23 protein-coding genes, 1 tRNA gene and 1 pseudogene are annotated in these 26234 nt (G+C 69.3%); 10 read left to right on the forward strand and 15 right to left on the reverse strand.

Annotated elements, in window-relative coordinates; genetic code table 11:
* Positions 1–47: 47 nt before the first annotated feature.
* The gene (locus tag OG453_RS02835; protein ID WP_266864169.1) at positions 48–545 is read right to left on the reverse strand and encodes a phosphoribosyltransferase; all 498 of its coding nucleotides are present in this window, start codon (positions 543–545) and stop codon (positions 48–50) included.
* Between the two features lie 8 nt (positions 546–553).
* Complete coding sequence (gene dcd / locus OG453_RS02840) at positions 554–1129, reverse strand: dCTP deaminase (protein WP_121787742.1); 576 nt, start codon at positions 1127–1129, stop codon at positions 554–556.
* 560 nt (positions 1130–1689) lie between these two features.
* Between dcd and OG453_RS02845 the strand changes: the two genes are divergently transcribed.
* Positions 1690–1760, forward strand: a tRNA-Gly gene (locus tag OG453_RS02845).
* A gap of 43 nt (positions 1761–1803) precedes the next feature.
* Here OG453_RS02845 and OG453_RS02850 read toward each other — a convergent pair.
* Positions 1804–2493, reverse strand: a complete 690-nt coding sequence (locus OG453_RS02850) for a YdcF family protein (RefSeq protein ID WP_266864174.1) — start codon at positions 2491–2493, stop codon at positions 1804–1806.
* Positions 2490–3559 (reverse strand): annotated as a pseudogene (locus OG453_RS02855) (helix-turn-helix domain-containing protein). Before OG453_RS02855 ends, OG453_RS02850 begins: the two are co-directional and overlap by 4 nt.
* Positions 3560–3654: 95 nt before the next feature.
* On the opposite strand from OG453_RS02855, the gene OG453_RS02860 reads away from it, so the two are divergent.
* Genes OG453_RS02860 through OG453_RS02875 form a run of 4 tightly spaced genes read left to right on the forward strand, consistent with a single transcriptional unit; the run spans position 3655 to position 6165 of the window.
* Positions 3655–4071: a hypothetical protein gene (locus tag OG453_RS02860; RefSeq protein ID WP_266864176.1), complete on the forward strand. Its 417-nt coding sequence runs from the start codon at positions 3655–3657 to the stop codon at positions 4069–4071.
* A complete protein-coding gene (locus OG453_RS02865; RefSeq protein WP_266864177.1) occupies positions 4068–4577 on the forward strand; it encodes a hypothetical protein in 510 nt (169 codons plus the stop codon). The genes OG453_RS02860 and OG453_RS02865 overlap by 4 nt, the downstream gene beginning before the upstream one ends.
* Complete coding sequence (locus OG453_RS02870; protein WP_266864179.1) at positions 4487–5611, forward strand: adenosylhomocysteinase; 1125 nt, start codon at positions 4487–4489, stop codon at positions 5609–5611. The genes OG453_RS02865 and OG453_RS02870 overlap by 91 nt, the downstream gene beginning before the upstream one ends.
* Positions 5612–5622: 11 nt before the next feature.
* Positions 5623–6165: an NUDIX hydrolase gene (locus tag OG453_RS02875; RefSeq protein ID WP_266864181.1), complete on the forward strand. Its 543-nt coding sequence runs from the start codon at positions 5623–5625 to the stop codon at positions 6163–6165.
* 1705 nt (positions 6166–7870) lie between these two features.
* Here the strand turns inward: OG453_RS02875 and OG453_RS02880 are convergent.
* Positions 7871–8185, reverse strand: a complete 315-nt coding sequence (locus tag OG453_RS02880; RefSeq protein WP_266864183.1) for a hypothetical protein — start codon at positions 8183–8185, stop codon at positions 7871–7873.
* A 463-nt stretch (positions 8186–8648) separates the two neighbouring features.
* Between OG453_RS02880 and OG453_RS02885 the strand changes: the two genes are divergently transcribed.
* Entirely contained in the window at positions 8649–9374 is a 726-nt protein-coding gene (locus tag OG453_RS02885) for a transporter substrate-binding domain-containing protein (RefSeq protein ID WP_266864185.1), read from the forward strand.
* A 38-nt stretch (positions 9375–9412) separates the two neighbouring features.
* Here the strand turns inward: OG453_RS02885 and OG453_RS02890 are convergent, their stop codons facing one another.
* Together OG453_RS02890 and OG453_RS02895 are read right to left on the reverse strand one after the other, a co-directional pair.
* Positions 9413–10642: a serine hydrolase gene (locus tag OG453_RS02890; protein WP_266864187.1), complete on the reverse strand. Its 1230-nt coding sequence runs from the start codon at positions 10640–10642 to the stop codon at positions 9413–9415.
* 152 nt (positions 10643–10794) lie between these two features.
* The gene (locus tag OG453_RS02895; RefSeq protein WP_266864189.1) at positions 10795–12171 is read right to left on the reverse strand and encodes a hypothetical protein; all 1377 of its coding nucleotides are present in this window, start codon (positions 12169–12171) and stop codon (positions 10795–10797) included.
* A gap of 135 nt (positions 12172–12306) precedes the next feature.
* On the opposite strand from OG453_RS02895, the gene OG453_RS02900 reads away from it, so the two are divergent.
* Positions 12307–12711, forward strand: coding sequence for an SHOCT domain-containing protein (locus OG453_RS02900; RefSeq protein WP_266864191.1), 405 nt, complete (start codon positions 12307–12309; stop codon positions 12709–12711).
* Between the two features lie 12 nt (positions 12712–12723).
* Here the strand turns inward: OG453_RS02900 and OG453_RS02905 are convergent, their stop codons facing one another.
* Both OG453_RS02905 and OG453_RS02910 read right to left on the reverse strand, forming a co-directional pair.
* Entirely contained in the window at positions 12724–13938 is a 1215-nt protein-coding gene (locus tag OG453_RS02905; RefSeq protein WP_266864193.1) for a cation:proton antiporter, read from the reverse strand.
* Between the two features lie 115 nt (positions 13939–14053).
* Entirely contained in the window at positions 14054–14311 is a 258-nt protein-coding gene (locus OG453_RS02910) for a hypothetical protein (protein WP_266864194.1), read from the reverse strand.
* Positions 14312–14529: 218 nt separating this feature from the next.
* Between OG453_RS02910 and OG453_RS02915 the strand changes: the two genes are divergently transcribed.
* Together OG453_RS02915 and OG453_RS02920 are read left to right on the forward strand one after the other, a co-directional pair.
* Complete coding sequence (locus OG453_RS02915; protein WP_266864195.1) at positions 14530–15165, forward strand: TetR/AcrR family transcriptional regulator; 636 nt, start codon at positions 14530–14532, stop codon at positions 15163–15165.
* 541 nt (positions 15166–15706) lie between these two features.
* Positions 15707–17353 carry an acyl-CoA dehydrogenase family protein gene (locus OG453_RS02920; protein ID WP_266864196.1) on the forward strand — a complete coding sequence of 549 codons (1647 nt, stop codon included), beginning with the start codon at positions 15707–15709 and terminating at the stop codon, positions 17351–17353.
* Between the two features lie 48 nt (positions 17354–17401).
* Here OG453_RS02920 and OG453_RS02925 read toward each other — a convergent pair whose 3' ends face one another.
* The 3 genes from OG453_RS02925 to OG453_RS02935 are packed head-to-tail and all read right to left on the reverse strand — an operon-like array spanning position 17402 to position 23729.
* Positions 17402–18382 (reverse strand): tetratricopeptide repeat protein, encoded by a 981-nt coding sequence (locus tag OG453_RS02925; RefSeq protein WP_266864198.1) that lies wholly within the window; start codon positions 18380–18382, stop codon positions 17402–17404.
* The gene (locus tag OG453_RS02930) at positions 18379–22890 is read right to left on the reverse strand and encodes a hypothetical protein (RefSeq protein ID WP_266864200.1); all 4512 of its coding nucleotides are present in this window, start codon (positions 22888–22890) and stop codon (positions 18379–18381) included. The genes OG453_RS02925 and OG453_RS02930 overlap by 4 nt, the downstream gene beginning before the upstream one ends.
* Positions 22887–23729 (reverse strand): hypothetical protein, encoded by an 843-nt coding sequence (locus OG453_RS02935; protein ID WP_266864202.1) that lies wholly within the window; start codon positions 23727–23729, stop codon positions 22887–22889. The genes OG453_RS02930 and OG453_RS02935 overlap by 4 nt, the downstream gene beginning before the upstream one ends.
* Positions 23730–23914: 185 nt before the next feature.
* On the opposite strand from OG453_RS02935, the gene OG453_RS02940 reads away from it, so the two are divergent.
* Positions 23915–24442, forward strand: coding sequence for a Pycsar system effector family protein (locus OG453_RS02940; protein WP_266864204.1), 528 nt, complete (start codon positions 23915–23917; stop codon positions 24440–24442).
* 15 nt (positions 24443–24457) lie between these two features.
* On the opposite strand, the gene OG453_RS02945 is transcribed toward OG453_RS02940, so the two are convergent.
* The 3 genes from OG453_RS02945 to OG453_RS02955 form a co-directional block, all read right to left on the reverse strand.
* Entirely contained in the window at positions 24458–25168 is a 711-nt protein-coding gene (locus OG453_RS02945) for a Crp/Fnr family transcriptional regulator (protein ID WP_266864206.1), read from the reverse strand.
* A 55-nt stretch (positions 25169–25223) separates the two neighbouring features.
* A complete protein-coding gene (locus OG453_RS02950) occupies positions 25224–25442 on the reverse strand; it encodes a hypothetical protein (RefSeq protein ID WP_266864208.1) in 219 nt (72 codons plus the stop codon).
* A 107-nt stretch (positions 25443–25549) separates the two neighbouring features.
* Entirely contained in the window at positions 25550–26095 is a 546-nt protein-coding gene (locus OG453_RS02955; protein WP_266864209.1) for a DUF6232 family protein, read from the reverse strand.
* Positions 26096–26234: the final 139 nt, after the last annotated feature.

Consider the following 26234-nt stretch of genomic DNA (forward strand, 5'->3'; position numbering starts at 1 on the left):
AGGGCCCCGGCGGACGAAAGTCCACCGGGGCCCTTCTGTTCACGTGCTCAGGCGTCGAGAACCTGCCCCGCACGCTTCACGACGGGCGGCTCGACACTCCACGGGAAGTTGATCCACTCATCGGTCCGCTTCCACACGTACTCGCACTTCACGAGGGAGTGCGACTTCTCATAGATGACGGCGGACCGCACTTCAGCCACATGATCGAGGCAGAAGTCGTGGACGAGCTTCAGAGTCTTCCCGGTATCGGCGACATCATCAGCGATCAAGACCTTCTTGTCGGTGAAGTCGATCGCGTTCGGCACGGGCGCGAGCATGACGGGCATTTCCAGGGTGGTCCCGACCCCGGTGTAGAACTCCACATTCACCAGGTGGATGTTCTTGCAGTCGAGCGCGTAGGCGAGCCCGCCGGCGACGAAGACGCCGCCGCGCGCGATGGAGAGCACGACATCCGGCTGGTACCCGTCATCGGCGATGGTCTGCGCCAGCTCGCGCACAGCACGGCCGAACTTCTCGTACGAAAGATTCTCGCGCACGTCACTCATGCTGGATGTCACACCTGTGTCCGATGGAAATTGAGGAAGGAGCGGGAGGCGGTCGGCCCGCGCTGCCCCTGATAACGCGACCCGTACCGCTCCGACCCGTAGGGCGACTCGGCGGGCGAGGTCAGCCGGAACATGCACAGCTGCCCGATCTTCATCCCCGGCCAGAGCTTGATCGGCAGCGTGGCGAGGTTCGACAGCTCCAGGGTCACGTGCCCGCTGAACCCCGGGTCGATGAACCCGGCGGTGGAGTGCGTGACGAGCCCGAGGCGTCCCAGGCTGGACTTGCCCTCCAACCGGCTCGCGAGGTCATCCGGCAGGCTGATGACCTCGTACGTAGAGGCGAGCACGAACTCCCCCGGGTGGAGGATGAACGGCTCGTCACCCTCGGGCTCCACGAGCCGCGTCAGATCGGCCTGCTCGACGGAGGGGTCGATGTGTGGATACCGGTGGTTCTCGAACACCCGGAAGTAGCGGTCGAGCCGCACATCGATGCTCGAGGGCTGCACCATGGATTCGTCGTACGGATCGATCCGTACCCGTCCGGCGTCGATCTCGGCCCGGATGTCCTTGTCTGAGAGAAGCACGCACCGAGGATACGCAGAGCGCGCGGGCCCGCCCCAATCGGACGGTTCCCGCGCGCCTCACTGCTGTCGCCCTGCTGCCGCCTGCGACCGTCTCCGGTCGCGCCCCGCTACCGCTTCTGCGCCATGACCGGCACGGCATGCCGCAGCCGGGCACATCGTGGGCAGCGGATGAGACGGCCGGGCCCGAGCCGGTCGGCCTTCTGCATCGGGAACGAAGCGGTGCTGAACACGTGCCCTTCGGCACAACGGACGACGGTGCGCTCCATCAAGTCCTCGAGTCCCTTCCCCAAAGCCGTAGTTGAGCTCGCAGCTCCTCGCACGGTGCACGCGCGGTGCTCGTACGCGAGCTGACGACGAAGGGCCACATTACGGGACGAAAGGGGCGCCCCTCCAGGCGGCACTCCGGTCCCCCACGGTACGCCCCAACTCCCGCGCCCCGCAGCGCCATCCACGCCCCGAACACCCCCCGGGACACCAGGAAGCCCCGGGGAGAAAACACCCGGGGCCTGGCATGAGGTAGAGTGTGCGGCATTACGACACCGTCTCGGACGGCGTCTTACGCGGGTGTAGTTTAGTGGTAGAACATCAGCTTCCCAAGCTGAGAGTGCGAGTTCGATTCTCGTCACCCGCTCTTGTTTGAACCCCCAGGTCTTGGACCCGGGGGTTCTTTGCTGTCAGGAGCTGATCAGGCGGCTGTCGAAGCCGGAGCCCAGCAGGCGCTCGTAAGCGGCGTGCACGTCGTCCGGTACGTCCTGCTCGACGGCGAAGCCGAGCCTTGGGTACTCGATGATCCGCTGCAGGTCGCCGACGAGCATGTCGACGACGAGCTTCTCGTCACCGATCGATTTGATGTAGTCGTCCAGCTCCAGCGGCTCGGACGCGCAGATGACGTCGGCCTCGGGCCACAGCTTGCGGCAGGTCGCGTACGAGCGGCGCTCCATGTACGGCTTGGAGATCAGCATCAGGGAGTCGACCTGGACGCCGGCCCGCTGGAGCAGGTCGCGGGAGAGCGTGACGTTCTGACCGGTGTTGGCTGCGTTCGCCTCGACGAGGATCGCCTCGTCCGGTACGCCGAGGGACAGGGCGTGCTCGCGGTAGTGCACGGCTTCGCCGCGCGGGAACCGGGCACGGGTGGTGGGGCTGTTGCCGCCGCTGAAGACCAGAACCGGGAAGAGACCGGCGCGGTAGAGGTCCGCGGAGGCGGTGGCCACGCCGAGGTCGTGGCTGCCCAGACCGATCGCCGCAGAGCAGGGGCGGAGTTCGTGGCCCATCTGGTGGTAGTCCCAGATGAGTTCGGCGTCGTGAAACTGCTCGTCGGTGATGGTGCGCTGCGCACGGTCCGGCACTACGACTCCCTGCCTCATCCTCGCTGGCCCATTCGGATGCCCTCGATGCTGCGCAGCTGATGGCTCAGGCCGTACTGCTGAGCCACCTGTGCTGCTTGGTCGAGGACGGACAGCCCATCATTCCGGGTCGCCGGGTCGGACAGAAGGATGTGCCCGTGCGCGGTATCCAGGCGCACCCGTTGCATCGGGGAGTCGATCGTGCCGCTCTGCCGGGCGATGTCGATGTAGTGCAGGGCTCGGGTCAGGTCGCCGGCGCCACGGTGGGCAAGGGCGAGCTTCTGGTGGGCGACCGACCAGTCCTCCGGCTCGCCGAGTTCCTCGAATTCGCGGGTGGCGGTAGCCATGACGGTGCTGGCATATTCGTTGTCGCCCTCCTTGCTGAGTGCGGTGCCCACCCAGAGACGGGCCCGGGCCCGGTCGCGGCGGCTGAGGCGTTCGTCTGTGGCCAGTTGCTCGTACTGGCGGGCGGAGTGGTCCAGCTGTCCGGCCATCTCGTTGACGACGGCCAGGGAGAGTTCGATCTGTGCGACTCGGCGCGGGATGTCGAGTTCGGCGAACAGGCCGCGTGCGGTGGCGTACGACTGCCTGGCCGAGAGCGGGCCGAGATCACGCCCTGATCCCGTTGCAGATCGCCGAGCAGGGCCAGTGAACGCCCGTACAGGTACCTGCCTTTGAGGTCAAAGGTGCGCGGGTTGTGGGAGCCGAGCCAACGGTTGAGCAGGCTGGCGGCGAAGGTGAAGTTCTGGCGGCTGAGGCAGACGATGGCACGGTCGATGTCCTCGGTCCACGTCTCGTGGTCCGGCGTCCGCCCGTCGGCCTGACTGCCGCCGAAGACCAGTCGCTCGAAGCGGGCCTGCGCGAGCGCATCGGCGCGGGCCAGGGCGGTGTCCAGGATGGCCTGGGTGTCCGGGCGTGGCCGGGTGGTCTCGCCGAGGTCCTCCCATTTGGCCACGGTGCGCAGGGCGACCCCGAGGTGCTCGGCGAAGGCCCGCATGCTCATGCGCAGCGCGGCACGCAGGGCACTCGCCTCTCGGCCGGTCCACTCCTGCACGTTGACCACGGGCAGCCTCCCTCCGCAACGCATGGAAGCACGCAGAGTGACCAGGCGGAGCGGAAAGTGCATCGGAAGTGCAACAGCCGGTCATTTCACGGCCGTTCGGCTCTCGCGACGCTGCTGACATGCCATCCGAACCCCTCACGGAACACCGACCGGTTCACGGGCCTTACGTCTACGGCTACCTGCGGCAGGGCCGGGCCCACCCTGGGCGCCGCCAGGCCTTGGCCGAATCGCTGGCTCTGTACTGCGTCCAGCACGAACTCACCCTGTGCGATGTATTCACCGAAGCCGACGCCGACGCCACGGCCCACGGCCTCCGCTCACCGGCGTTCGCAGGAGCTCTCGACGTCCTCGCTCTGCCGGATACGTACGGACTCGTCATCCCCACCCTCAGCCACCTCGGGCCCAAGCACGTGGCCGCGGAGCGCGAGCGGCAGATAGCCGGCCTCGACGTACGCCTGATGATGATCCGGCCGCCGCAGGCAAGGCGGACTCGCACGCCTGCGGGAGCCGGCGGACAAGCGGAGGGCGGTGCGTGATGCACGTCCGCGAGGCTCTGCGCAGGGCACCACTCATCGACGATCTGCCCGGCCTACACCTTCTGGCAGTCGGCAGCGGCTGGGATCTCCTCCGCGTGACCGCGGAGCCCGGGTTCTTGGCGCTGGCCATGCTGCGAACGACCGGTCAGTCCATTGGCCCCGTGCTCTACGACCGACCCAGCGCCCGCCTGTACTTCGCCATCCCCTCGGGCACGACCGACAGCTGGCAGGACCTGCCCGTACGGCTGCTCTCCCACGGCTCATGGCTGGTCGCTCCGAGCCCCTACCGGGCTCACGAGTACTTCGGCGGCTGGTGCGAACTGCCCGACGACGACACCCTCACCGACCCCGAGAAGCTCCGTCATGCCCTGCATAAGTACGCCGCCACCACCGCCACTCCCGAAGAGAGCCCGTCATGGAAACCTTCGAACGCGCCTGCCTCGATGCCTACTTCAGCCGCATCGCCTCCCGATTCACCCCAACCGAGCGCCCTGCAGCGTTCCTGATCACTCACCTGCTGCCCGAGCGGCCCGCCTTCGTACGAGGAGTGGGCGCCGTCACCGAGCTGCGCGCCGTACTTCCCAAGCCCAAGTCGGTACACGAGGAGGCGGTACGCCAGCTCGAAGGCGACGGATACGCCTGCGACAACCTCACCCGCGAGCTGTCCGCCGACCCCGACCGGGCCCTGCGCTACATCGAGGCACGCGCTGCCGGTCGCCAAGTCGTCCTCCTCGACGTCGGCGGCTACTTCACCCCCGCCCTCGACGCCCTGTGCGACCGTTTCTCAGGCCAGATCCTCGGCGTCGTCGAGGACACCGAGAACGGCCACCGCCGCTACGCCGACCACGACAAACTCCCCTGCCCCGTACTCTCCGTAGCCCGATCCCCGCTCAAGGACCCCGAGGACTTCCTGGTCGGCCAGTCCGTCGTCTTCTCCACCGAGGCCCTGATGCGTGGCCGAGGCGACATTCTGCACGGCCGCACCGCTCTCGTGATCGGCTTCGGCAAGCTGGGCAGCTCCATCGCCCGCCTGCTGCACGCCAAGGGCATCCGCGTCAGTGTCTACGACATCGATCCCGTGCGCCGCACGCAGGCACTCTCACAAGGCTTCACCGTCGCTCGTGACCGCGCCGGCGGACTCGAGGACGCCGGCCTCGTCCTGTGCGCCACCGGATCGCTCTCCCTGCGCGGCGAGGACTTCGCCCGCCTGCGCAATGGGGCGTACGTCGCAACCGTCACCAGCAGCGAGGACGAACTCGAACTCGCCGGGCTGCCCAACGTCTACGAGCGGGCCACGATCGGCGACCACGTCACCCGGTACCTCACCACCGGCCACTACTTCTATCTCCTCAACGGCGGCAACGCCGTCAACTTCCTGCACGGCGCCAGCGTGGGACCGTTCATCTTCCTCGTCCAGGCCGAGATACTCGCCGCCTCCACCGCCCTCGCCCGCGGCGGCCTCGCCCCCGGACTACATGAACTGCCGCCCGCCGACCGGGCCACCATCGCCGCCACCTGGCTCGACTACTTCAACCGCTAGGAGATTCCACCGTGCCCGTCACCGCGGCCCACGTCAGGACCATGCTCAACGACTACCTCGATGCCCGCCCCGACGAGAAGCCCCTCCTCGCACCGCTCACCGAACTCCTGGACGCCGAGGCCGACGTCACCTCACGCAAGGAGTTCCGTGGCCACGTCACCGCCGGCGCCATCCTGGCCGACCCTGACGGGCGCATCCTCCACATCCGCCACCGCGCCCTGAACCGTTGGCTGCTGCCCGGTGGCCACCTGGAATCCGAGGACACCGGCCTCCTCACGGCAGCCCAAAGGGAGTTGACCGAGGAGACCGGCATTCCAGCCTCCGTGGTCACCCCGGCCGGTCACCTCCCGATCCACATCGACGCCCACCGGATCCCCGCCAACCAGGCGAAAGAGGAGCCTGAGCACCACCACTTCGACTTCCGCTTCCTCTTCCGCACTTCCGCCGACGTAGTCGAGTTGCAGACCGAGGAGGTCACGGCTGCGGCGTGGCACGCTGCGGACACCATCACCGATGTGCCCCTGCGGGACCAAGTGCTGCGCGCCCTGCGCTGAATCACGTGCGGCGGGGTCACGGGCATTGGCGGTGTGCACTCATGGATTCCGTCACGTTCCCAAAGCAGATGTCGCGGGTTCGAATCCTGGCGGGGAATCAGCACGAAGGCTCCGGACCAAGCTTGGTCCGGAGCCTTCGCCATCTACTTCTGACAACAACCAGGACAGCCACTGCCGACGAAGGCGCCTCCCCCTAGGCAGCGGGTCCAAGCAGGCGCCACACCCTAGAACCTTCTTCCTGTGCACCCGGCCACGCAACCAACCGAGTTACAACCTTCTCTACTGGTTCAAGGCACCCGGCTGCGCTCCGCTCCGCCGGGAGGGCTTCCCGGCTCCGCCCCCTGCTGCGCCGACGCCCGCCCACACATGGACAAGGCCGAGGCCATAAGGCAAGCACCTGACGAACCGGCCTAGGGGCAAGGCAATGCCTCCGGCGGGGATCAGCTGGCACCGGGATGGAGGGGGCGCCGTACGCGACTGCGGGCCCATCGTGGCGTGCGTTGGGGCTCCCATCGCGTCCACCATCGACCCAGGCAGAGGCGAGCAAACACGGCCCATGGCGCAGGTCGTTCGTACAGTGGTGCGCTCCACCTGGACGCCATGAACCACGCCCGCTCCACGGTGTGGGTGTGTGGGTCGACGGCGGACGGGATGGGAGCTGGGGAAGGTGGGGTGAGACAGAGGAGGCGCTCGTGCACCTTTGAATCCAAGATCAGAATCAGGCGCGGTCAGCACGCCTTTGGATCGGAAACCCCACCTGACCTGGCCTTCACACCCACTACCGGAACCGACCCGCAGATCTACCTTTGATTCGCAGGTATGACCCTTGCACTTCAAGGGTCATACCTTGGTTTTGCTGGCGCAATCGAAGATGTGATCCTCGATTCACCGAGGAAGTTGCGGTGGACTGCCACCGTAAGGCAGACTCAAACTCGCGCGCACACTAAGGGTGTTGAGCCAACCGCCGCGCAACCCGTCTGGCCTGGGGTGATGCCCAACGGCTCGTGCTGCAAGGCCAGTTGAGATGGGGCGCTGCAAGCGTATCGCCTCGCAGACAACCGAACAATGGCATGCCAAAGGGACGCTCGCCCACTTTCCAGGGCCGGCAAGCGCCCGATGGTCACAGGAGGTGTTACGTGCCCAAGGAGCACGATCCACCAGTCCCGCTCAACGCATGGCAATGCGATGCGTTGAGTCGCAAGGACTGTAGCTACGAGTGCGCGCGATGCGCAAGCGAGCCGTCGAGGTGGCCGCAACGGCTTCGCGACGCAACAAACCTGCTTGCGGTGGTCTCCCCGATCGCTGTGGCAGTGATCACGAAGGTCTGGTAGCAGGCGGGGGGCATTCGTGCCCCCCGCGTGTCCGATAGCTCGGCACCTGGCGGGGACCAACGGGGACTCTCGGCCCCAACCCGACGAATCCCCAGGTCAGCCGACTCCCGGGTCAGCCGCCACCCGCGTACGCGATCTTCCAAACTAGTGCTGTGACTGACATCCACGGCTGACATCAACGGCGCCGGACAGGTGCGCACACGAACACTCCTGTCCGGTATCCAGGACGCCAAGACGTGGCTCCGGCTCTGCCTGTTGATCGAACTCCCAATGCGGTGGTCACGCCTACCTGCGGCGGACACAACAACCCACAGCCAACCACGCGACCGGGAGCGACAGCCCGAACGCTCAAACGGTCGTCGCCACCTAGGCGGTCACCAACCCGGCTTCCATTCCGTATCGAGGATGGCAGCGTGTACGGCAGCGACGATCATGGTGATGGCGAGGACGAGCCCCTCCCAATTCTTCGAGTTGCCGAGGATCGTCGCCACGATGACCGAGCCATAGATGATCACCGCGTAGATCACGGGCACAGCCATACTGACGACGCGCTTCTTGGCCGCGATGAAGAACAGCGGCGGCGTCAGAAGGCCGGCTGACACCACGATCGCGACGACCCAAAGCACCTTGTGCAGGGGCTTCGCGTGCATGCGGGCTTGGATAGGAGCGTTGAGGTGCGAACTGCTCATGGTCCCCCCTTGCTTCGACCAGCCCTCAGTGTGACCTACACCACACCTTCGCGAGAAGTGATACGGAGAAACCACGGAGCGATTGTCATCACTTCGCGCCCCGGTCGGCAGCGGGTCACCCATGAACCCAGGTGAACGCCCGCGCACGCACGCACCCCAATACCCCAGTTGGAAAGCGTGCGTCTGCTCCCGTGCAAGTAGACGTGCCACACCCGTGCCAGATCCTGCGGGGAACCACGGGGAACACCGGGTACCAAGCCGACGAGCGGTCCGGCGCTGACAGCGGTCCCGCCCCAGGCCAGCCCTGCAACCGTCCGTAGATCGCCTGAGCTTCCCAAGCTGAGAGTGCGAGTTCGATTCTCGTCACCCGCTCTTGTTTGAACCCCCAGGTCTTGGACCCGGGGGTTCTTTGCTGTCCAGGCTCAGTGGCTGCAGGACAGCCACAGCCGCCTAGGCTCGGGCCATGACGCCCATAGACGCGGAGCTTGCGCACGACCTGGCCCCCACCGGAGTGCTGCGCGCCTCCATCAACCTCGGCAACCCGGTCCTCGCCCAGGGCACCCCCGACGAGCCGTCCGGAGTCACGGTCGAGCTTGCCCGCGAGGTTGCCGCACGGCTGGCTCTGCCGGTGCGGTTCAGCTGCTTCGATGCGGCCCGCAAGTCGTACGCCGCGATGGCCGAGGGCCGCGCCGACCTGTGTTTCCTGGCCGTGGATCCGGAGCGCGAGAAGGACGTCGCGTTCAGTGCGCCGTACGTGCACATCGAGGGGGTGTACGCGGCTCCGGTGAACTCGGCGTTCGTATCTGCCGATGACGTGGACCGGGACGGGGTGCGCGTCGGCGTCAAGAAGGGGTCCGCGTACGACCTCTACCTGAGCCGCACCCTGCGTCACGCCACCGTGGTGCGCGGCGACGACGGGGTCGACGTTTTTCACGCCGAGGGCCTGGACGTGGCGGCCGGCATCCGCCAACCGCTGACCGCGCACGTTTCCCGGCGGGCCGAACTGCGCCTGCTGGAGCCCGCGTTCATGACGATCCGGCAGGCCATGGGTACCACGAAGGGGCGGCGTCCGAAGACCACGCAGTTCCTCATCGAACTCGTGACCGAGCTGGTGGCGTCCGGATTCGTCGCCGAGGCCCTGCGCCACTCCGGTCAGGACCCGACTCTGGCTGCCCCCACCACGGTTTGAGTTCGATTCTCGTCAGCCGCTCCAGCACGCTCAGGCTTCTAGCGCAGCGGGAGCGGGCGGTCGTAGGTGTTGTCGGGGGTCACGATCTCTGTGATGGCTCGGGCCACCAGTGAGGACGGTTCCTGGCCTTCGTGGGTGATGTCGGTGTTGATCAGCACCACCAACGTCGCTTTCTTCGAGGGGAGATGGACCGTCACGCTCTCGTAGCCCGGGATCGAGCCGTTGTGGCCGATCCAGCCGCCGCTCGAGAAGATGCCGAGGCCGTAGTTCGTGCCGGGGTAGCCGGTCGGCAGCATCTTGAGGCGTTGCTTCTGGGTCTCCGGGCTGAGCAGCGTCCCGGTGGCCACGACCTTGGCCCAGCGGCGCAGGTCGTGCATGTTCGAGATCATCGCCCCGGCCGTCCAGGCCCAACTCGGGTTCCAGTGCGTGGAGTCCGCGACCTTGCCGCTCAGCGTCTGGTTCGTGTAGCCGTGCGCGTGCGGCTCGGGGAACTCGGCGCCGTCGGGGAACAGCGTGTGGTCGAGGTGGGCCGGGTGGAGCACCCGCTCGTTGATGACGTCGGCGGCGCGTTGGCCGGTCACCTTCTCGATCACCTTGCCGAGGAGGACCAAGTTGCTGTTGGAGTACTGGAACTTGGTGCCCGGCTTGAAGGTGTTGTGGTGCTTGAAGCCGTACGCGAGGACCTCGTGCGGGGTGAACGAGCGGCTCGGGTCGCTCAGCAGGTCGTGCACGAAGTCCTTGTCGTCCGTGTACGGGTACAGGCCGCTGCGCATCTCGGCGAGGTGGCGCAGCGTGATCCGGTGGCCGTTCGGGACGCCGTGGACGTAGCGGGCGATCGGGTCGTCGAGGCCGATCTTCCCGTCGTCGACGAGCTCCAGCAGCGCCGTGACCGTGAAGGTCTTGGTCTCGCTGCCGATCCGCGAGTAGAGGTCGGTGCTCATCGGTTGGCGGGTGTGCTTGTCGGCGACACCGGTCGCGCGGACGTAGCAGCCCTTGCCCGGCATCCACAGCCCGACGGCGACACCGGGGATGCCGGCCTCCTTGCGGACGCCCGCGATGGCCTTGTCGAGGCGGGCGGTCAGGCCGCGGCCCAGGCGCTTGTCCGGCGGGCAGTCGTTCTGGTCGTGCCCGGCGGCCTTGTCGCGTACGGCGGCGCCCGCGAGGTTGTCCGCCGTCGCGGTCGTGGCTGGGGTCGCCGCCATCGGGGCCAGTACGGACGCCACGAGCAGCGCGGCTGCGAACAGGCGTCGGGAGTGAGTACGTCGCATGTCGGGGCGCTTCTTCCGGATCGGGGCCGAGGGGCAACGTCAACGGCACCATCCGGAGTCCGGTGGGAGGTCCTCCTGGCGTGCACGCCCCTTCGAGTCCACTCGATCGGGCCGGTGTTCGGCCAACGTGGCACGTGCTCGGTCAGGTCGAGTCAGGTTGGGGTGGGGTTTCCGTTCTGTCCGGGGGCCGCGGGCTCGTCGAGCGGGGCCTCGTCCTCCGGGTCGAGGAACTCGATGACGGCGAGCAGTGCCAGCAGGCCCAGGGCCAGCCAGAAGGTGACCATGCCCGTCGGGTGGTGCCACAGGGCGAAGGCGAGGGCCGTGAGGAGGACCACCGCCCAGTTCAGCCAGGTCTTGTGGGCGTGGACCCACGGTCCGACGGGACCTGTCCGTACGCCGGACGCCCCGCGTACGGCGCCGATTCCCGAGCGCCACATGGTGCGCGCCTTGACCGCCCACTCGCCGGGGCCGCTGAGCCAGCTCCCGAGGGCGACGAGCGCGCCGAGGGTGACGACGGCGCGGACGGTGTAGCGCAGGAAGCGGGTGAGGGCGTCGTAGACCGAGCCCGCGGCCGGGCGGCTGATCGAGGCGGGCACGGCGTCCAGGTAGAACGCGCGGAAGACGGCGAGGCCGATGCCGAGGATGCCGACCGCGACGGCGACGGCCAGGGCCGCGGTGATCAGTGCTCTGCGGCGGCGTACGGCGAGCAGGACGCCGCCGGCCGCCAGGACGGCCGCGATGACCGGGAGCCAGGCGCCCATCAGCTGCAGGAGGCGGAAGCCGGTCTTGGCCTTGCCGATCTGGTCGGAGGTCATGACGGTGAAGTCGGTGTGCACCTCGGGGATCCTCGACGCGACAGTCAGTCCGCTGTCGACCAGGCGGTCCTTGACCTGTTCCACGACGGGGGCCAGATCGACGGTGACCTTGTCGCCCTTCAGCTGCACCGCGCCGTCGCCGCTGCCGGTGAGGGCTTCGTCCACCGTCTGGTGGACCCGCCGGTTGAGTTCCGTCCACAGGGTGTCGAAGGCGTCGCTGCTGACGAAGCGGGCGGTCACCGACTCGACGAGGCCGCGAAGTCCGCTGGTGAGAGGCCCTTCGAGCCTGCCGAGCGCGGCTTCGAGGCGAGGGCGGTCGGCCGGGGCGACCTGCTGCAGGAGCAGCTCCACGTCCACCCGCTCCATCACCGCGTCCGTCACCCGTTTGGTCACACCGGCCTGTACGTCGGGGTCCGAGGCCAAGGGGGCGACGGTCGCCACGTAGCGGTCCGTGTCCCCGACGATGCCGTTCGCCCATACGGCGACGACGCCGAGCGGTGCGAGCACGGCCGCGACGGTGATGAGTACGACGGCGAAGAACGACCGGGTGTGGTGCTTCCTGGGCCGTGCGGCACTGGCCTCCATCGCGCTGAGCCTGGTCCGCAGTTCGGCGAGCTCGGCCCGTTCGGCGGCGGACAGCGGGCCGGCGTCGGCGGCATCGCCATCGGCATCGGCATCGGCATCGGCATCGGCATCGGCATCGGCATCGGTCATGGCACCTGTCCTCGCTGACCGTGATCCGGAAGGGACAGATCCAGATAAGGCCACGGTGAGGTGGTGCGCCATGCGCGCGCCCTGCACATGCATCACCAACAGGACGAAACGGGTGATTAGCGGGAAAATTTAGACATGGACGATTACCCGCTCCTCGACGTCTTCCTGACCATGCTCTGGTTCTTCCTCTGGATCATGTGGCTCTTCCTGCTGTTCAAGGTCGTCGCCGACATCTTCCGGGACCACGAACTGAACGGCTGGTGGAAGGCGGTCTGGCTGGTCTTCTGCATCGTGCTGCCGTATCTGGGCGTACTGGTCTACATCATTGCCCGCGGCAAGGGCATGGGCCGCAGAGACGTCGAGCAGGCCAAGGCATCGGAAGCGGCCTTCAAGGACTACGTCCGCAAGGCGGCCGGCAGTGCCGAGGGCGACGGCAAGGCGAGCCACGTCGACGAGCTGGCCAAGCTCGCCGATCTGAAGGAGAAGGGCGCCCTCAGCGAGGACGAGTTCCAGGCGGCCAAGCAGAAACTGCTCGCCTGACTGCCTCAAGCCTCACCACGCCTCCGACTCCGAAGCGGGCCCCTCCCGGGTCGTGGCCTTGCCCTCCTTGGCGCGTACCCGCAGGGCGAGCAGCGGGAAGACCAGGACGGAGACCATGGCGGCGCCCACCAGGGCGGCCGCCTCGCCCTTCTCCAGGACCTTCTCGTCCAGGCCGATCGTGGTGATGGCCACGACGAGCGGCAGACAGGTCGAGGAGTACAGGGTCAGCGCCCTGCGGTCGGCGGGGTTCAGGTCGCGCGGTGCCAGTGCGTACGCCGGAAGTCCTCGTACGACGAGGAACAGGAGCAGGAAGACCGGGAGCAGCAGGAGGGCGCGGCCGCCGTCGAGCAGTGAGGCGAGGTCGAAGTTGATGCCGGTGACGATGAAGAACAGCGGGACGAGGAAGCCGAATCCCATCGCCTCCACCTTGCCGAGGACCTCATCGCCGCTCTCGGGGGCGGCCCCCTGGAAGACGAGCCGGGTCAGCAGACCCGCGGCGAACGCGCCGAGCAGCACGTCGAGGCCGAACGCGTGCGACAGGGCGAGCATCGCGACGAGCAGCAGCATCACGAAGCGGACGGCGAACTGGCCGCTGGTGTGCAGCGTCGTACGGATGATCTGGGCGAACCACGGCGGGTGGGGGCGAAGCGCCCAGTAGATCGCCGCCGCCGTGATGACCGCGAAGGCGGCGAGGACCACGGTGGACACTCCCGGGTCGCGGCCGCTGAGCAGCACCGCCATGGCGATGATCGGCCCGAACTCGCCGACCGCGCCGAAGGCCATCATCACGGTGCCGAAGCGGCCGCGCAGATCGCCGCTGTCGCGCAGGATCGGCAGGACGGTGCCGAGGGCCGTGCTGGTGAGGGCGGTGCCGATGACCACGCTCTTGGAGAGGTCGAGGCCGGAGAGGGCCAGTGCGATGCCGAGGCCGAGGCCGAGGGAGAACCCCCAGGCCCAGACGGAGCGGCGCAGGGTGTCGCCGCGGATCGCCGCGAACTCGATCTCGTACCCGGCGAGGAAGATGAGCATGCAGAGGCCGAGCTCCGAGAGCACCTCGATGAGATCGTCCTGATGCGCCCAGCCGAGTACGTCGGGGCCGATGAGGATCCCGAGCACGATCTCGAAGATGACCAGGGGGATGCGGACCCAGCGGCCGGCGCCGTACGCGAGGAGGGGCGCGAGGACGGCGACGGCCATGATCAGGATGAGGGTTCCGGGATAGTCCATGCCGCTGCCGGTCAGTCCTTGCCGACGGCGGCAGCGGCAGCGGCATTGGCGTCGACGATGCCGACGCCCAGCTTGGCGAGGCCGGCCGGGTTCTTCGCCGTGTCACGGATGGCCTTCATGATCTCTCGTCCTTCAGGGTTTCCTTCGTCCGGTACGTCGGCAGGGTGGAGAGGATGCCGACGCCGGGTGCCGAAACCGCCTGCTGCGCACCGAAGTTGGAGAAGTCCGCGGGCTTTCCGTCCTGGTCGCTGGCGCCGACGACCAGGACGGGTGTGTCGACCTCGTCGTCGCCGCACGCGGTGGACAGCAGCGGGGTGGCGGCGAGGGCGACGGCAAGACGTGTACGGGTACGGGTACGGGTACGGATGCGCATGGTCCGAGCGTCGGGGTGGCGGCGGCGTACCGCATGTGGGGGCGGACCGTGCGGGCGAATTATGGGGGCGGAGTCGCTCACGGGAGGGTGGCGAACGCCTCCGCCGCGTCGATCCGGCCGGTCACGACGATGACGTCGCCCCGCCGCACGACCGTGTCGGCCGTCTCGTACCGCACCGCCCCCTGGCGGGAAATTCTGAATGCTGGTTCACTCCTTGCATGGCCTACCGCAAGACCCCTGCCGAGCTCCGTCGGCTCGAAGCCGCCCGGGAGCACCTGATCGCCTGCGCCACCTCCGTCGTCGCCGAGGTGGGCTGGTCACAGGCGTCCGTGACCGCCGTCGCCGACTCGGCCGGCATCGCGGCCGGCTCGGTCTACCAGCACTTCCCGTCCAAGGCCGCGCTCGCCGTCGAGGTGTTCCGGCGGGCCGCGGGACGCGAGGTGGAGGTGCTCGGCGAGGTGCTGCACGGCCCCGGCGACCCGGTCGAGCGCCTCGTCCGCGGCGTCGAGGTGTTCGCACGGCGCGCCCTGGAGAACCGCGGCCTCGCCTACGCCCTGCTCGCCGCCCCCGCCGAACCGGCGGTCGGCGCCGAGCGCCTCGACTTCCGCCGCCGCTACCGCGCGCTGTGGGCCGAGGTGGTGCGAGAGGGCATCGCAAGCGGCCAACTGCCCGCCCAGGACGGCGAGATCACCGCGGCCGCGCTCACCGGCGCGATCGGCGAGGTCCTCGTCGACCCGCTCGGCACCCCGGACGAGAAGGCCACCGACGAACTGCTCACCGAACTCACGGCCACGGCGCTGCGCTGCGCGGGCGCCGTTCCGGCCGCCGTTCCGGCCGCTGATCCGGCCGGCTGATCCGGCCGACGGACCCGACGGACTGATCCGCCCGACGGACCGACCGACCGACTGACAGGCCCGACAGGCCGACCCGACCCGACCGACCAGACCGACCGACTGGCCCGACCGACAGCCCGGCCGACGGACCCGACCCACGGACCCGACGGACTGATCCGCCCGACGGACCGACCGACCGACTGACAGGCCCGACAGGCCGACCCGACCGGCCCGACCCGACCAACAGGCCCGACCGACGGACCCGACCGACCAACCCGGCCAACCGACCCGACCGGCTGATCCGACCGGCTGATCCGACCGGCTGATCCGACCGACTGATCCGACCGACTGGCCCGACCAACAGGCCCGACCGACAGGCCCGACCAACAAACCCGGCCAACAAACCCGACCGACTGATCCGACCGACCAACCGACCCGACCGACCCAACCGACTGATCCGCCCCACGGACCCAACCGACCGATCCGCCCCACGGCCCCGACCGATTGCCCCACCGCCTGATCCACCCGCCGCCCGCCGCCCCGCCGCCCCGGAGGAGATCCGATGCCCGTGACCAGTCGCCCCACTGCCGTGACCCACGAAGTGACCAACCAGGCGCCGCCGTTGACCGGGCACGACGCCGCCGATGACCCGGTGCTCCTCGAAGGCGTACGCAGGGAGGGCGCCGAGTGGCACCTCGACGAGCTGCACCGCTTCGGGCGGTTCGCCGGCAGCGAGGAGGCGCGCGCCTGGGCGGAGCAGGCCAACCGCCACGAGCCCGAGCTGCGGACGCATGACCGGTACGGCAACCGCGTCGACGAGGTCGACTTCCATCCCGCGTACCACTCGCTGATGGAGGCCACGGTCGGCGCGGGCGCCGCCGGTACGGCCTGGGCGGACCAGCGTCCCGGCGCGCATGTGGCGCGCGCCGCGACCTTCATGGTGGCGACCATGCTGGAGCAGGGCCACATGTGCCCGGTCTCCATGACGTACGCCGTCGTCCCCGCCCTGCGGCGCGCCCCCGACCTCGCCAAGGTGTACGAGCCCTTGCTCACCAGCAAGGTCTACGACCCCGGTCTGCGCACCCCAGCCGGCAAGCGCGGCCTGCTCGCCGGAATGGGCATGACGGAGAAGCAGGGCGGTACGGATGTCCGCGCCAACACCACAGCCGCCGTCGAACAGGCCGACGGGACCTGGCGGTTGCGCGGACACAAGTGGTTCACCAGCGCGCCGATGAACGACCTGTTCCTCGTGCTCGCGCAGGCACCCGGCGGCCTGTCCTGCTTCCTGGTCCCGCGCGTACTGCCCGACGGCAGCCGCAACACGTTCCGCATCCAGCGCCTCAAGGACAAGCTCGGCAACCGCTCCAACGCCTCCAGCGAGCCCGAGTTCGACGACACGGTGGCGTGGCTCGTCGGCGACGAGGGCAAGGGCGTACGCACCATCATCGACATGGTGACGATGACGCGTCTGGACTGTGTCCTCGGATCTGCCGGACACATACGCGAGTCCCTCGCGCAGGCCGCGCACCACACCCGGCACCGCTCGGTGTTCGGCGCCAAGCTCATCGACCAGCCGCTGATGCGCAACGTGCTCGCCGACCTCGGCCTGGAGTCGGAGGCCGCCACCACGCTCGGCCTGCGCCTCGCCGGTGCCGCCGACCGGGCCCAGCGCGGGGACACCGGCGAGCGGGCGTTTCTGCGCCTTGCCACCGCCGTCTCCAAGTACTGGGTGTGCAAGCGGCAGCCCGCCTTCGTCGCCGAGACCCTCGAATGTCTTGGTGGCAATGGATATGACGAGGCGTCAGGCATGCCGCGCCTCTACCGCGAGGCCCCGCTCAACGGCATCTGGGAGGGCTCCGGCAACGTCAACGCCCTCGACATGCTGCGGGCGTTGACCCGCGAACCCGAGTCCCTCGAAGCCTTCCGTACGGAGGTCGAGGCGGCGTCCGGCGCCGACCAGCGCCTCGACACGGCCTGGCGCGAGCTGCAGAGCGAACTCGTCCTCACCGAGGACGCACCCCTGCGCGCCCGCCGCGTCATCGAACGGGCCGCACTCGTCCTCCAGGGCTCGCTCCTCGTCCGGCACGCACCGCCCGCCGTCGCCGACGCGTTCTGCGCCTCACGCCTCGCCGGCGACCGGGGCCTCGCCTTTGGAACGCTGCCGCCCGGCACGGACTTCGCGGCGCTGCTCGACCGGCTCCCCGCCTGACGGGCGCAGGCAGCGGCGGCGGGGCGAGCACCGGAGAGGTCAGAGGGGTCAGAACTTCGGGATTCCCCCGTTCACCTCGTCGGCCTCCTCGTCCCGTCCGAGCGCCCGCAGGTTCGCCTCCAGGCGGCTGCGCGTGCGCTTGGTCGACGAGTGGTCCTTTCCTGCCGTGCGCTGGAGTTTCGGCAGGAGGTCCGCGTTGATGGCGCGGGCCGCCTCGTGGTCGCCGAGCTTGTCGAGGGTCATGGCGACGTTGGCCTCGGCGCCCAGCGTCAGCAGGGAGTTCTCGCCCGATGTCCGTCGGCGCCGCTTGTGGATGTCCCGGAAGCGGGCCAGCGCCTTGCGGAGTTCGCCGAGCCGGAGCAGGCTGCTCGCGAGGTTTCCGCCGGCCAGGATCGTCGTCTCGTGGTCCTTGCCCAGGCGTCGCTCACATCGCCGTACGGTGTCCTCGTTCAGCCGGAACGCCGCACGGTGGTCGCCTAGTTCAATCAGGCACGCGCCTACGTTGCAGGCCGCGAGGAGAGTGGCGGGATCGTCGCCGCCGAAGGTACTCGACCGCAGGTGCAGCACCCTCTCGAAGAGGGGCCGGGCCCTCTTCGCCTCGCCCGCCGCGAACAGGCACGCGGCCAGTCGTTCCAAGGCCCTGAGGGTGTCGTGGTGCGTCTCTCCGATCCTGGCTTCCCAGTCGCGGTGGACGATCTCCGCCAGGAGGATGCCCGGCGCCGCGTCGTCGGCCTCGTAGAGGTAGCAGAGGACCCGGATCAGCAACGCGCGGAAGCGCTCCGGCTCGCTGCTCGGTACGCCCGCCTCGCGCAGGTAGCCGATGAGCGTCTGTACATCCTTCGTGATCAGTGCGTACGAGCTCCAGGTGCGCGGATCTTGATTGTCGAGGGGCGGGAGCGCCGCGAGCCGATCCCTGGCCGCGCGGCATACGGCTGCCAGTTCGGCGGGATCGCCGGCCGGGTTCTCGCGGAACAGGCCGATGACGTCCGCGTGCGCCTGCGACACCGCGGGGTCGACGGGATGCGTCATGACGCCCGCCCCCCGTCCGCGGGGCCCGTGGCGGCGAGTTGCCCGATCCGTACGCCGTCCACGACTTCGGGTGCCGTGCCCCGGGGAGAGGTGCAGGCGAGCCCGCGGGCGATGGCCGCGCCGAGGGTGGCGCCCGCGTCGGCGTCCCATGCGTCGAGCAGGGCGTCCGGAGCGTGTTCCAAGAGCGCCATGGCGTAGGACCAGTTCGTCGAAGTGATCTCGTAGAACTTGCGCAGCGCGACCGCCGGGGCGCACTCAAGGAGAGCGGGGAACAGGCGGACCGTGGCGTCGCGGGGAATCCACGTCTCGCCCGGCCAGGCGAACTCGCAGCGTTCGGCCTCACGCAACAGGCCGACGGGATCCACCAGTTCACCGATGCCGGGCGCGGCCACCAGGGCGGCCAGTGCGTCCAGGCCGATCGCCGAACCGTCCCCGGCCTTCGCGACGACCTCGGCGGCCAGCTCACGGAGTTCGTTCCGGTTCTCCGGCCTGGCTTCCGCGCCGAAGGCGAGCAGTTCGGCCGCCGCGGGCAGCGGCCCCGAGTCCAGCATCCCGCGCAGCCGCCGCGTGAACGCCGGGCTGAGGGGCGCTCCGGGGGCCGGCGTCACGAGGTCGATCGCGGCGGCGTAGATCGGGTCGTCGATGCGCACGGTCGCCGCGCGGAAGCCGTGCCCTGGCACCTCGCGGGCGACCCGGTGTTCGTGGTGCGCGGCCGCGGCCGCCGCGCTCTTGGCCATCTCGTCGGCCTGGTTCAGTTCTCGTACGGGGCTGAGGTTCTGGAGATGGAACTCGCTGAAGATCTGATGGGGGCGCCGCCCGTCGATCAGGTCGGCGGCGTACACCGAGGAGGCCCAGGCGCGCATGGCGTGCTGGTGGGCGATGGACAGGTAGGACAGTTCCTCGACGGCCAGCATGTCCGACTCCCGGCAGCCCAGGGCGCGCACCGCGAGCTCGAAGCGGACACGGTGGTCGGGACGCGCGTACGCCCACGCCTTGGTGTCCGTGTCGTCCCCGCCGGGAACGGTCCACCGGTAGCGGGGCAGTTCACTGAGCGCGCGATCGATCTCCTTGGAGAACGCCTCCGCATCGGGGCCGTGGTGGGACGCGCTGCCGGGGCCGTGCGCGGCCCGGTGCAGGTCGGCGAAGCCGATGGCTCGCTCCCCCGGGTCCGCGATCGACTGGATGAGGGCGCCCGCCCGGGGGAGGTCACGCTGTGCGAGGCGCACCGCGAGGCGGCGTATCGCTCGGGCCGTGCTGCTGTACGAGCCGATCTCGACGGCGCGTACGACGTCGGCCGGATCGCGGTAGAAGTGGGCCCGCGCGCGGGCGGCCCAGTCGTGGCTCAGGTTGAACAGGGCCGTGAAGCCGTGGATGTTCACCCGTTCCAGATCGTGCCTGGGAGCCGGTTCGAGCGACTCGGGCGAGGAACTCACGAAGGTCGCACCGTCGCCGCCGCCGCCACCGAGCGGTACGGGCCGCTCCCCGCTCCTCAGCATCTCTTCCAGAAGCGCGGCGGCCTTGGCACTCTCGCCTCGGGCGACGTGGACGTGGGCGATGTCCGCGAGGAGCGAGTACCGGTCGCGTCCGACGACCTCCTGCTCCGTGCTCGCTCCGAGGTGCTCCGAGCCCGCGGTCCCGTCCCTGGCGTCGCCCCGCCATATCCAGTCGTTGTACCAGGCGGTCCGGGCTATCCCCCGCGCCATCTCCGCCGCCCGGCCGAGATCGTGCCCGGCCATGCGCCGTGCCACCGCGGCCAGCTGGTCGTCACGCTCGTCGCTGCGCCATCCGTACGCCCGTGGATCGGCGGGCGGCGCCGGGATCGCGGCATGGACGCGCTCGACGATCCGCAGTTCCTCCGCCGGGTCCGGCTGCCCGATGGCCCTCATGACATCGAGCTGCACCCAGTTGCCGTTCGCCCACGCGCGATACCGGTCGACCAGAGCCCGCGCCCGCTCCGGCTCCCCCCAACGGGTCCACAGCCCCGCACCGTCGAGCACGGCCCGGTCCACATGACCGTTCATCACGATCGTGTCCAGGCGCGCCAGCAGAGAGCGGGCGGCGGCCCGGTCCACATCACCCAACACCCCTGCAGCCTTGACCAGTTGGGTGCCGAACCTGTCCTCCGCACCGGCATCGAAGACCTGCGCGCGCACCTCGGCGACGAACCACCGGCCGGTGTCCGGATCATGGGCCGACCACGCCGCGGCCAGTCTCGCCAGTGCCAGGAGGCGGTCCGCCGCGTCCACGCCCTGCAAGGACGCCTCGGCCGCCCGCAGCAGCTTGAGAGCCGTGGCGGGGTCGTCGGCGCGCTCCGCCAGGTCCAGACAGTCCGCCCAGCGCCCGCCGCCGATCCGGCCGATGAGGGTGCGGGCCCTGTCCATGTCCTGCCCTGCGGCGGCGAACGCGGCGGCGCGGTACACGTCGTCCGGCGCCGGCTCCGGCGCGGCGCCGGACCGCCGCGGCGACATCTCCTGCCCGTGGCGCCAGAGCCGCAGGGCGCGTTCGAGGTCGTGCGGCGCGAGCAGCCGTGCGGCCACCGCGATCCCTGTCCCTGCGTCGAGGTCGCGGTGGTCGCCGGTGCCGCTCAGCGGGATCGTCAGCGCGCACTCGACAAGGAGGTCGAGCAGTTCGTCGTACGAGGGGTCATCGGGGCCGGGACGCGCGTACCGCAGGATCTCTGTGAAGGCCGTGAACTGCCACAGCGACGGCGCGATTCCGGCCGCGTGCTCCAGCGCCTCCTTCAGGCGTCCCGTCCGGGCGAGCAGGCCGATCACGCGGGGCGGCAGCGCGTTGCTGGACTGCGCGGCCTGGTGACGTACGACGCCGAGATACGTCAGGACGGACAACCCGGTGGCGACGGAACCGCTGTCCGCCACGTGGTGGGCTATTCCGTCCACCAGTTCCAGAAACCTGGCCTCAGCCCCGAACTCGGCTCTCACGGCCCGCCGCAGACCGGGGCAGACCAGGTCGACGGCCTCGGCGGACAGGCGCGGCCCGGCGTTCAGCACGTGCGCGACCAGGTGGAGCAGGCCATAGCGGTCCACCCGCGCCCACTCCACCTCCGCCCAGTTCCCCGCGGCGCCGCGGTAGTGCCGCGCGATCTGTTCGTGCCATCTCGCCTCGTCGATCCAGCACTCCGGGTGCTTGTCGCGGGCTTCCTGTCCTACGAGGAATTCACCGATCGAGGTGTGGAAGAAGGCGATCCGGTCGCTTCGGCGGTCGAGCAGCCAGCGCAGGCTGCCGAGCACCTGCTGGGCGGGCGCCTCCCGTACGGGCGTACCGGACAGGGCGGAGAGCTGCCCCTCCGTCAGTGCCTCGCGCGCCACGGTGAGGGTGCCGATGATCGGCAGCCCCACCCCTTCCCAACCGGCCGGCTCGCCTGCTCTCCCCCTCGGCCGTGGCGTGAGCTCCTCGCGGACCAGCTCCACGAAGAATCCGTAGAGGCCGGTCAGCCGCCCCGGTACGCCGTTGAAGACGAGCAGCCTGTCGACGAGCTCCTCGTCCCGTTCGGCGGCGGCTTCGTTCAACGCCCGTGCGTAGGTGGCCAGATACAGGAAGTTCCCGGCGGCCCTGCGCACGGCGTACCGCTTCGTACTGCCGGGGAGGTTGCCCCTGGCCCGCTCGGCGGCGATGACGGCGTCCGTCTCGAGGACCCATTGCGCGTACGTGTGGAGGTCGCGCACGACCTGCGGCGATCCGGCGTCGATGACGACATCCGTGAGCCGCTCCTCGCGCGCCGAGCGGAAAAGCCGGAGCCCGGAGTGCGGCCGCGACGTCATGACCACTTTTACGTTGGCGGGCAGCTCGGGAGAACGGGCCAGCCAGCGCAGCAGCCCCTTCCTGGGCTCCGTCGTGTCGTCGTCGGCGATTTCGTCGAGTGCGTCGAGCAGGATGACGATCCTGGCGTCGGGGTCCTGTGCGGCGAGGACCTGTGCGGGCCCGATCAGCGCGAGGTGCGCGAGGTTGTCGGGGTCGAGGAGCCGGGGCTCCAGATGGGCCGTGCCGATCTCGACGCCGACGGCCGTCCCCTCGACGGCGCCGATCCGCTGCTCCACCTCCAGGGTGGCGGTGCGGTGGAACGGGGACACCTTCAGGTCCTCGATCCTGATCCCGACCACGCGGCCCTCGGCCTCGACGGAGTCGATGTGCTGCTGGACCGCCACCGCGAGGCGTTCCGGCTCGAAGAGATCCGGGTGCACCCGGGCGAGCTGATGCCCGATGGCCAGGAGGAAGGACTGGATGTCACCGCCGGTGAGCGCGGTGCGGCTGTCCCGCCGGAAGAAGTAGCGCAGCCGCTCTGGACGGGCCTTGGCCATACCGGCGAGCAGGCTGGTCTTGCCCGCTCCCGGCTCGCCCGTCACCAGGACGTACTGGCCGCGCTCCGACTCCAGGGCCCGCTCGATCTCGTCGTACAGCCACCGGCGCTCGACGAAGTCCGCCTCCGTGCGGGACCGCACCACGTCCTCGAAGGCGCGGCCGCCGCCCGTCCGGGCGCGGTCGGCGGTCACTTCTCGCCTCCGGCGGTGCGGATGTCCACGCCGACGACGCTTCCGCCGGCCTCTACGCGGCCGATCTCGGCGGTGCTCTCGATGGTGCCGCCGGCCTGGTCGGTGCGGACGCCGGCGGCGTATCCCGCCACTTCATCTGCGACTAGCTTGACGCGGACGACGGCCGGATCGGTGTCCGGCTTTGAGTACGACTTTGAGTACGGCTTTGAGTACGGCTTTGGCTCCGCGCCCGGCTTCGGGGCCAACTCCCGTACGCCGCCACCCCCCGGAACCCAGATCCACGCCTCCCCCCGATACTCCTTCTCCTCGACACGCACCTGCCGGAACTCGTCCTTCCGCAGGCTGGTGTACGCCTCCCCGCGTACGACGTCGTGGAAGACGACAGCCGAGACCCCGACGGCCAGGCAGGCGTCCGACGCCTCCGCCAGGGCGGTGCGCAGGGCCGTGGAGTCGAGGATGCGTCCGATCTCGACCGGGGCCGAGCCGACGAATCCGTTGGCGCCCAGCGAAGCCGGGCCGAAGTGGACGGCAGCCCGCAGCCGGAGCCAGGCCTGCCGCACCCGGTTGTGGTTGAAGGCCCGCAGCCCGGCGTCCAGGCCACGCATGAACGCGTCGACCAGGACGGGCTCTGCGGCGCCCAAGTCCGCCGGCAGGACCGCGAACAGCGAGTCCCCGCCCTCCTGCGTCACCCATCGCGCGCGATCGAGCCCGGCGGCGTCGGCCGCCTCCCCCGACAGCCGCGCGATCGCCTCCTGGAACTCGCGCTGCGTCAGCACATCGGCGCGCCCGTATCCCTCCGCGTCGACCGCCAGCAGCAGTCTGCGCCCGAACTCTCCCATGCCGCCCCGCCCATCCTGACCGTTCCCTGCCATGACACCTCTCGGGTTACACACATTCGTACACCCCCGCCCGCCGTCGAACCCTGTGGAAATACGGATTGCAGAACCCACAGAAGTGACTGGTTCTGTAAGGGAGTTCGCCCTGTAGTGGAAGGAGCACACCTTCACCGACCGGAGGAACGTCCATGGCACGGACCGGGCAGGTCATCACCGGCAACCGCCCCGCGCAGTACATGTTCACCGCGCTGCAGACGACCCATCAGCACGCGGACGCCAAGGCAGGCATCCTCTCGGCGGCGCAGGCGGGCCTTGCCGTCACGGCGGGCTCGTGGAGCGGCCGAGCGGTGCAGATCTGGGAGCGGGGCGGGGTGGCCGCGGTGGTCGCCGGGACACTCCTCACCCTCTTCGTCTGCGGTCTGATCGGCGGCGCGGTGAGCCTGGCGGCGGCGTTGAGCCCGCGGCTGCTGCGGGGCACGGACGTCAACCGGTACAGCTTCGTGCACCTGGCATCGGGCCCGGACATCCTGCCCACCAGCACCGAGGACGCACGGCCCGACGAGGCCGCGGACCGGAGGGAGTTGTCGCACACCGTGCGGTTCCTCGCCCATGTCGCCGTACGCAAGTACCGCTGGCTGACGGCGGCGGTGGTGTGCACGGCCGTCATGGGCGTCAGCGCGGGGCTGAGCGTGACGTTGCAGCCGGCACTGCTGTGAGCCCGGACCGACCGGCTAAGGGGTTTCACCTGCCAGATCTCCGAGTTGTCTGAGGCTCGGCAGGTCGCGGATGGTGGTGGAGCGGTAGCCGGTCTCCAGCAGGCCCTCGTCGCGGAGTTCACGCAGCACCTTGTGGATGGTCGTCTCGGCGGCACCGACCAGCGTGGCCAGCTCGGGCTGCGTGAGCCGGCAGCCGATGACGACTCCGCCGCTGCGGGCGGATCCATAGGACGCGGCGAACTCCACCAACAGCCGGGCAAGGCGCACCTTCGCCGGATATCCGCGGAAGTCGAGGCGCCGCCGGTTCGCCCAGCGCAGCCGGTCGGCGACGATGCCGGTCAGCGCGATGGAGACCTCGGGGCGGCGCAGCTGCAGCTCCCGGAACTCGCCGGTCCGCAGTGCTCGGGCGGTGACCGGACCGCAGGCGGTGACGGTGGCCGAGCGGGGGGCGCCGTTCATGGCCGCCATCTCGCCGACGGTGTCCCCGGCGGCCCGCACCGCGAGGAGCGAGGTCTCGCCGTTCTCGACGCTCGCGGTGACCTTGACGAAGCCGGACAGGAGCAGCAGTACGTGCCGGTCGTCCATGCCCTCGCGGAGCAGTACGTCACCGGCGTCGAACCGGACTTCGGTGCCCAGGCCGAGGAGTTCCAGCCGCGCCGCGGGTGACAGCATCCCCAGCAGACTGCGGGCGGGCCACTCCTCGGGCTTGGGCATGGGCGTGGACATGGGCCAAACGTAGTTCACGCCCCGGATCGGGGTACGCCTGTTCTGTCTGTCCGTCTCATCCGGCGATGAGCGCGAGGACCCGCTGGATCGCCGCGACCACGGGGGCCCCGACCTCGCCGACGACCGTCGCGACCCCGCCGATGGCGCTCAGGGCGAGCCGCAGGGTTCCGGGATCGACGTCGCGGCCGGCGCTTATGGCGCCCAGGGAATCATCGATGACGCGCCGGTCCTCGGCGGAGACCTGACCCCGCAGCACCTGAATTGCCTGGATCATTTCCCTGAAGGCCGCCTGCGGGTCAACTGGCCCTTGATTCTTGTTGATTCCGACATTTCCCATACCGCCGGTCTGCGTGACGGAGTCCCCATAGTGATTGCCGCCGTTCAACTTCCCACCCGCTTCCCCGTATTACCGACGCCGCCGATCTGATTGATCTTGTCGCCGATGTGACTGTTGTAGAAGTTAGTGATCTCCGTACGGAAGTTGGCCTGCGGATTCGATATCGCATCCGTGATCTGATACACGAGCCCGCCCACTTCACGCGGGTCCGCGCTGACCAGCACGGCCCGCGGCGTCCCCGAAGTCTCGATGACCAACGCGTAGTACGTACGCATCGCGAGGACCAGGCACAACTGGATCGTGAAGGCAGCAGCCAGGACCAGCACGACGATGGTCACGCCGCGCATGACGTCCTGCTCGTTGCCGTACTCACCGCCGGACCAGTCGATCCTGTCGCTCGCGGCGAAGGCGGCCACCGTCAGGATCGCCAGGATCACGGCGTACCTGATGAAACGCCACACGGCGGCCTTACGGTCGGGTTCGATCCTGATCGTCGTGGCCCGGGCGATGTTGTGCAGCGGATATGCCTCGCCACCGACCCAGAGAATTCCTCGGGCCACTTGAACAACAATGACCGTGCGCTTGGCCATGATGAGCCCTTCCCCCGAAGCGGACAGAGTCCGCCGTGAGGCAGAGCATCCTCTCCAACCACCATTCCTACAAGGGAATTTGAAGAGTACGACCCGGTCGGGGTACGCGCGGAAACTCACCTTTCCCTGAGGCCTCACA

Origin of the sequence: Streptomyces sp. NBC_01381 (genome assembly GCF_026340305.1) — a bacterium.
GTDB lineage: Bacteria > Actinomycetota > Actinomycetes > Streptomycetales > Streptomycetaceae > Streptomyces.

Bases quoted from the DNA above. Each gene is read 5' to 3' on its own strand.
- OG453_RS02835 (WP_266864169.1), bottom strand. From the start codon at position 545: ATGAGTGACGTGCGCGAGAATCTTTCGTACGAGAAGTTCGGCCGTGCT.
- OG453_RS02850 (WP_266864174.1), bottom strand. From the start codon at position 2,493: ATGAGGCAGGGAGTCGTAGTGCCGGACCGTGCGCAGCGCACCATCACC.
- OG453_RS02860 (WP_266864176.1), top strand. From the start codon at position 3,655: ATGCCATCCGAACCCCTCACGGAACACCGACCGGTTCACGGGCCTTAC.
- OG453_RS02870 (WP_266864179.1), top strand. From the start codon at position 4,487: ATGGAAACCTTCGAACGCGCCTGCCTCGATGCCTACTTCAGCCGCATC.
- OG453_RS02880 (WP_266864183.1), bottom strand. From the start codon at position 8,185: ATGAGCAGTTCGCACCTCAACGCTCCTATCCAAGCCCGCATGCACGCG.
- OG453_RS02885 (WP_266864185.1), top strand. From the start codon at position 8,649: ATGACGCCCATAGACGCGGAGCTTGCGCACGACCTGGCCCCCACCGGA.
- OG453_RS02890 (WP_266864187.1), bottom strand. From the start codon at position 10,642: ATGCGACGTACTCACTCCCGACGCCTGTTCGCAGCCGCGCTGCTCGTG.
- OG453_RS02895 (WP_266864189.1), bottom strand. From the start codon at position 12,171: ATGACCGATGCCGATGCCGATGCCGATGCCGATGCCGATGCCGATGCC.
- OG453_RS02900 (WP_266864191.1), top strand. From the start codon at position 12,307: ATGGACGATTACCCGCTCCTCGACGTCTTCCTGACCATGCTCTGGTTC.
- OG453_RS02905 (WP_266864193.1), bottom strand. From the start codon at position 13,938: ATGGACTATCCCGGAACCCTCATCCTGATCATGGCCGTCGCCGTCCTC.
- OG453_RS02910 (WP_266864194.1), bottom strand. From the start codon at position 14,311: ATGCGCATCCGTACCCGTACCCGTACCCGTACACGTCTTGCCGTCGCC.
- OG453_RS02915 (WP_266864195.1), top strand. From the start codon at position 14,530: ATGGCCTACCGCAAGACCCCTGCCGAGCTCCGTCGGCTCGAAGCCGCC.
- OG453_RS02920 (WP_266864196.1), top strand. From the start codon at position 15,707: ATGCCCGTGACCAGTCGCCCCACTGCCGTGACCCACGAAGTGACCAAC.
- OG453_RS02925 (WP_266864198.1), bottom strand. From the start codon at position 18,382: ATGACGCATCCCGTCGACCCCGCGGTGTCGCAGGCGCACGCGGACGTC.
- OG453_RS02935 (WP_266864202.1), bottom strand. From the start codon at position 23,729: ATGGGAGAGTTCGGGCGCAGACTGCTGCTGGCGGTCGACGCGGAGGGA.
- OG453_RS02940 (WP_266864204.1), top strand. From the start codon at position 23,915: ATGGCACGGACCGGGCAGGTCATCACCGGCAACCGCCCCGCGCAGTAC.
- OG453_RS02945 (WP_266864206.1), bottom strand. From the start codon at position 25,168: ATGTCCACGCCCATGCCCAAGCCCGAGGAGTGGCCCGCCCGCAGTCTG.
- OG453_RS02950 (WP_266864208.1), bottom strand. From the start codon at position 25,442: ATGATCCAGGCAATTCAGGTGCTGCGGGGTCAGGTCTCCGCCGAGGAC.
- OG453_RS02955 (WP_266864209.1), bottom strand. From the start codon at position 26,095: ATGGCCAAGCGCACGGTCATTGTTGTTCAAGTGGCCCGAGGAATTCTC.